This window comes from Ideonella azotifigens (assembly GCF_006519715.1).
Classification (GTDB): Bacteria; Pseudomonadota; Gammaproteobacteria; order Burkholderiales; family Burkholderiaceae_C; genus Ideonella; species Ideonella azotifigens.
Genome location: NZ_VIDT01000313.1, coordinates 1 through 6,245, shown reverse-complemented (window position 1 = coordinate 6,245; position 6,245 = coordinate 1). Strand labels below are relative to the sequence as shown.

5 protein-coding genes are annotated in these 6,245 nt (G+C 67.8%); all 5 read left to right on the top strand.

What is annotated here, in order from left to right:
* The coding region (locus tag FKP22_RS17910) for a MerR family transcriptional regulator (protein WP_141288936.1) at positions 1-986 on the top strand (986 nt) is incomplete at its 5' end.
* Between the two features lie 34 nt (positions 987-1,020).
* Positions 1,021-2,328 carry an MFS transporter gene (locus tag FKP22_RS17905; RefSeq protein WP_141288934.1) on the top strand — a complete coding sequence of 436 codons (1,308 nt, stop codon included), beginning with the start codon at positions 1,021-1,023 and terminating at the stop codon, positions 2,326-2,328.
* Positions 2,329-2,501: 173 nt separating this feature from the next.
* On the top strand, positions 2,502-2,990 hold the full coding sequence (locus tag FKP22_RS17900) for a flavin reductase family protein (RefSeq protein WP_231012188.1): 489 nt from the start codon (positions 2,502-2,504) through the stop codon (positions 2,988-2,990).
* 141 nt (positions 2,991-3,131) lie between these two features.
* Complete coding sequence (gene clpB / locus FKP22_RS17895) at positions 3,132-5,738, top strand: ATP-dependent chaperone ClpB (RefSeq protein ID WP_141288930.1); 2,607 nt, start codon at positions 3,132-3,134, stop codon at positions 5,736-5,738.
* Positions 5,739-5,864: 126 nt separating this feature from the next.
* Positions 5,865-6,245: FAD-dependent oxidoreductase (locus tag FKP22_RS17890; RefSeq protein ID WP_141288927.1), on the top strand; the 381-nt coding region annotated here is incomplete at its 3' end.

Genomic DNA, 6,245 nt, shown 5'->3' with positions numbered 1-6,245 from the left:
GCGAACTCGCCAGGCGCGCCGGCCTCACGGTGCGCACGCTGCACCATTACGACAGCATCGGCCTGCTGCGCCCGTCGGCCCGTGCCGAAAACGACTACCGGCTCTACAACCAGGACGACGTGGCGCGGCTGCATGCCATCCAGGCGCTGCAGGGCCTGGGGCTGACGTTGGAGGAAGTCGGCCGGCTGCTGGCGGAAGACGGCGCCCGGATGCCTCAGATCATCGAGCGCCAACTGCTGGCCCTGCAGCAGCAGATCCGCCAGGCACAGGCGCTGCAGCAGCGGCTGGAGCTGATGCAGCAGCGCTTCCACGAAGGGCAGGGGCCGGAGCTGGACGAGCTGCTGATCACGTTGCAGATGATGACGGTCTGCGACGCGCATTTCAGTCCGTCCGAAACGCGGCGCATCTTCGCCCGCTGGCCCAGCGTGGCGACCGACTGGTGGCAGCTGATCGCCGAAATCCAGGAGGTGATGGACCGCGGCGTTGACCCACTGGACCCGCAGGTGCAGCCGCTGGCCCAGCGCTGGATGACGCTGATGCGCGACTGGATGCAGGGCGATTTCGACATGATGGAGCGCTGGGGCCGGGCCTATCACAGCGACCCTGGCCTGCAACTCGGTGGCGGCCCATCGCTGGCCATGGTGCAGTTCATCGAGCCGGCGGTGCAGCTGCGGCTGTCGCTGATGCTGCGCTACCTCAGCGAAGACGACTTGCGCCAGCTGGGCCATGTGCCGCGCGAGGCCTGGGCCCAGCTGGCCAGCGACGCGCAGGGCCTGATGGACGCCAAGGCCGCGCCTGGCAGCGAGCCCGTGAGGGCACTGGCGCGCCGCTGGTTCGAGCTGTCGCACCAGGCAACCGGCGGCGATGCGAAGCTGCGCGACCGCTTGCGCCAGGCCTTCGAAGCCGAGCCGCTGCTGCAACTGGGTGGCCCGCTGACGCCCGAGCGGCGCGCCTTCCTGAACCAGGCAGTGCCCGACGGGGCTTGACCCTCACGCCACGTCAGGCCGGAAAGTCGCGGCCATGACAAGTCCAACACTCCCGCCTTCCGCCGCGCCCACGCCGCGACAAGCGCTGCTGCGCAACCACAACTTCCGCTGGATGCTCAGCGGCGGCCTGATCTCGATGCTGGGCGACCAGTTCACCCTGATCGGCTTGCCCTGGCTGGTGCTGCAGATGACGGCCGACACCCGTGTGCTGGGCATCGTGCTGGCCATGCTGGGCGTGCCGCGGGCGCTGTTCATCCTGATCGGCGGTGCCTTCGTGGACCGCCATTCGCCCAAGCAGGTGATGATGGTCACCAAGTACGTCAACACCGCGCTGCTGGGCACGCTGGCGGGCATGGTCTGGGCGGGCACGCTGAACCTGCCGTGCTTGTATGCCTTGTCGCTGGGCATCGGCCTGGCCACGGCTTTCAGCATCCCGGCCGGCACGTCCATGCTGCCGCAGGTCGTTCAGCGGGAGTGGCTGCAGCCGGCCAACAGCGTGATGCTGGGCCTGCGCCAGCTGACGATGTTCGCCGGCCCGCTGCTGGCCGGGCTGATGATTGCCGTGCTGGGCACCGGCCATGAGGCGGGCGCGCTGACGGATGCACGCGGTCTCGCGGCCGCGTTTGCGCTGGACGCCTTCAGCTTCGCCATCACCATCTGGACGCTGCGCAAGGTGCACATGCTGGGCGGCAAGCCGGCCATGCCGGCAGGGGCCTCGGTGCTGGGTGCGGTGGCCGACGGGCTGAAGTCCTTTTGGCGGGATGTGCAACTGCGCACCTGCTTGCTCTACTGGTCTGCGGTGGCCTTGCTGATCAGCGGGCCGGTGCAGATTGCATTGCCAGTGCTGGCCAAGGAACAAGCGCAACTGGGGGCCGCAGCGCTGGGCAGCATGATGGCCGCACATGGTGCCGGCACGCTGCTGGGCATGGGCCTGGCAGGCGCCAAGCCGCACTGGCGGCTGCGCAGCCTGGGGCTGACGCTGCTGGCGGTGGACGCGACGGTGGGCCTGCTGTTCATGCCTATGGGCAGCATCACTGCCACCTGGCAGGGCGCGGGGCTGCTGCTGCTGATCGGCGCGCTGGGCGGCTTCATGCAGGTGGCCGTGTTCACCTGGATCCAGCGCCGCGTGCCGCCGGCCATGCTGGGCCGGGCGATGAGCCTGTTCATGTTCATCTTCATGGGCCTGGCGCCAGTCTCGGCCGCGGCCACCGGTTGGCTGCTGCGCGCGGTGCCGCTGAATGCGCTGTTCCTTGGGGGCGGCGGGCTGCTGGTCGCTGTGGTCGGCGTGGCGCTGCTGGCCACGCCGATGCGCAACGTGAACGACGGGCCCGCGGCCGGTTGAGAGCACCCCCAGACCCGACGCCTCGCGCCAGGCCCCCCGAGGGGGTCAAGGAAACTTGGGGCGGCCCTGCGTTCCCTTGAGAGCCGGTGCAAAGTGCCGCGGGCTTGGCGATGCGGCGAAGTCCCTGGCGAGGAAAATGAGGGTAAACGCCTTACCATCGCGGTCTGATGTTGATGGAACGGCTGATCGATCCCCTGGACCTGCGCCACGCGCTGGGCCGTTTTGCCACGGGCGTGACCATCGTCACCTGCCGCGACGCCGCCGGCCGCGCGGTCGGGCTGACGGCGAATTCGTTCAATGCGCTGTCGCTGGATCCGCCGCTGGTGCTGTGGTCGCTGCGCAGTGGCAGCCCGAACCGGCCGATCTTCGAGCAGGCCTCGCACTTTGCGATCAATGTGCTGGGCCAGGGGCAGATGGAGCTTTCGCGCCGCTTTGCCACGCCGCACGCGGACCGGTTTGCCGAAGGCCCCTGGCACGACGGCCCCGGCGGCGTGCCGCTGCTGGAAGGCGCGCTGGCAAACTTTTCCTGCCAGCTGCACAGCGCACAGGAAGCCGGTGACCATGTGCTGTTCATTGGCAGGGTGCTGGCGCTGCAGCATCATGCCGGCGCGCCGCTGGTGTTCCAGTCGGGTCACTACCGGGCGGTGGGCGAGCCGCTGTAGCCAGGGCGTGATCCGGCGCTGGCCTTGATGCAGCGCAAGCCGTGAGTGCGGGCTTTGCCATCGAATGCTGGCAGACCCGCGGCGGGACTTGAAAACAGGGCGTCTTTGCCCCATGTCCGTACGCAATTGGAGGTCATTCCCATGCGTCTCGACAAACTCACCACTGCATTCCAACAGGCGCTCGCCGAGGCCCAAAGCCTGGCCGTGGCGCGCGACAACCCCTACATCGAGCCAGCCCACGTGCTGGCCGCCATGCTCGCCCAGCCAGACGGCCCCAAGGCCTTGCTGGACCGGGCCGGCGCCAACACCGCGGCGCTGCGCACCGCAATGGAAACGGCGATCAACGGCCTGCCCAGCGTGCAGGGCCGTGACCAGCAGGTCCAGGCCGGCCGCGAGCTGGTGCAACTGCTGCAACAGGCCGACAAGGAAGCCATGCAGCGCGGCGACCAGTTCATCGCCAATGAAATGTTCCTGCTGGCGCTGGCCGATGCGAAGAACGACATCGGCGGCATCGTGCGCGGCCACGGGCTGACGCGCAAGGCACTCGAAGCCGCGATCACCGCAGTGCGCGGCGGCCAGACGGTCGATTCGGCCGAAGCCGAGGGCCAGCGCGAGGCGCTGAAGAAGTACACGCTGGACCTCACCGAACGCGCCCGCCAGGGTAAGCTGGACCCGGTGATCGGCCGTGACGACGAGATCCGCCGCGCGATACAGGTGCTGCAGCGCCGCAGCAAGAACAACCCGGTGCTGATCGGCGAACCCGGCGTGGGCAAGACGGCCATCGTCGAAGGCCTGGCGCAGCGCATCGTCAACGGCGAAGTGCCCGAGACCCTGAAGAACAAGCGTGTGCTGGTGCTGGACATGGCCGGCTTGCTGGCCGGTGCCAAGTACCGCGGCGAGTTCGAGGAACGGCTGAAGGCGGTGCTGAAGGAAGTCTCGCAGGACGAAGGCCGCATCATCCTGTTCATCGACGAGCTGCACACCATGGTGGGCGCGGGCAAGGCCGAAGGCGCGATGGACGCCGGCAACATGCTCAAACCCGCGCTGGCGCGCGGTGAATTGCATTGCATCGGCGCCACCACGCTGGACGAATACCGCAAGTACGTCGAAAAGGACGCTGCGCTGGAGCGCCGCTTCCAGAAGGTGCTGGTGGGCGAACCGACCGTGGAGGCGACGATTGCCATCCTGCGCGGCCTACAGGAGAAGTACGAGGTGCACCATGGCGTGGAGATCACCGACCCGGCCATCGTCGCCGCGGCCGAGCTCAGCCACCGCTACATCACCGACCGTTTCCTGCCCGACAAGGCCATCGACCTGATCGACGAGGCCGCGGCCAAGATCAAGATCGAGATCGACTCCAAGCCCGAGGTCATGGACCGGCTGGACCGCCGCATGATCCAGCTGAAGATCGAGCGCGAGGCGATGAAGAAGGAGCACGACGAGGGCTCGCAGAAGCGTCTGGCGCTGATCGAGGAAGAGCTGCTGAAGCTGCAGCGCGAGTACAACGACCTCGAAGAGATCTGGACCGCGGAGAAGGCTGCTGCGCAAGGCTCGGCCCACCTGAAGGAAGAGATCGACCGCATCAAGTTCCAGATCGAGGAATTGAAGCGCAAGGGTGACTTCAACAAGGTGGCCGAGCTGCAGTACGGCAAGCTGCCGGAGCTGGAGAAGAAGCACAAGGAAGCGCAGGCCACAGAGACCGGCAAGGCGCAGGGTGCGAAGGACGGCAGCGGCCGGCCGCAGTTGCTGCGTACCATGGTCGGCGCCGAAGAGATCGCCGAGGTCGTGGCACGCGCCACCGGCATCCCGGTCGCCAAGCTGATGCAGGGCGAGCGCGACAAGCTGCTGCAGATGGAAACCAAGCTGCACGAGCGCGTGGTGGGCCAGGACGAGGCCATCGTCGCGGTGGCGGATGCCATCCGCCGTTCGCGTGCCGGCCTGTCCGACCCGAACCGGCCGCTGGGCAGCTTCCTGTTCCTGGGGCCCACCGGCGTGGGCAAGACCGAGCTGTGCAAGGCGCTGGCCGGCTTCCTGTTCGACAGCGAGGACCACATGGTGCGCATCGACATGAGCGAGTTCATGGAGAAGCACTCGGTGAGCCGGTTGATCGGCGCGCCGCCAGGCTATGTGGGCTACGAGGAAGGTGGCACGCTGACCGAGGCCGTGCGGCGCAAGCCTTACAGCGTGCTGCTGCTCGACGAAGTGGAGAAGGCCCACCCGGACGTGTTCAACGTGCTGCTGCAGGTGCTGGACGATGGCCGGCTGACCGACGGCCAGGGTCGCACCGTGGACTTCAAGAACACCGTCATCGTGATGACCAGCAACCTCGGCTCGCACATGATCATGCAGATGCAGGGTCAGGACCCGGAACTGATCCGCGAGGCGGTGTGGGGCGAGGTCAAGGCGCACTTCCGGCCGGAGTTCCTCAACCGCATCGACGAGACCGTGGTCTTCCATGCGCTGGACGAGAAGAACATCGCCGCCATTGCCAAGATCCAGCTGCAAGGCCTGGATGCACGGCTGGCCAAGATGGACATGAAGCTGGAAGTCTCGGAAGCGGCGCTGGCGGAGATTGCCAAGGTCGGCTTCGACCCCGTCTTTGGCGCCCGGCCGCTGAAGCGCGCGATCCAGCAGCGCATCGAGAACCCGGTCGCCAAGCTGATCCTGCAAGGCCGCTTCGGCCCGAAGGATGTGGTGCCGGTGGACGTGGAAGACGGCCAGTTCAACTTCGGCCGCGTGGTGCACTGAGCGCTCCGCGCTTGCGCTGAATCAGCCAGCGGCCCTGCTGCCGGCTGCGACAAGCGTGCGTCCCTAGAATGGGCGCACGCTTTTTTCATGGGCGAAGCCTGAAGCCCGCCCTTTGCTGCACACACCATGTCCCAAGCTTCTGCGGCCGCGGCCGGCATTTCGCCTTTTCCTGTCAACGGCGAGCTGCCGGTGGTCATCGTCGGGGCCGGCCTGGCCGGGCTCACGGTGGCACTGCACCTGGCCGAGCAAGGCCAGCCCGTTGTCGTGCTGGCCAAGCGTGACCTGGGCGAGGGCGCCACGGCCTGGGCCCAGGGCGGCATCGTCGGCGTGCTGGGTTCGGACGACAGCGTCGAGTCCCATGTGCGCGACACGCAGGACGCCGGCGCCGGCCTGGTCGCCGAAGACACCGCGCGTTTCATTGCCGAGCACAGCGCGCGCGCGGTGGGCTGGCTGGTGGAGCAGGGCGTGCCGTTTTCGCCGGACCCGGACGGCCCGCTGGGCCTGCAC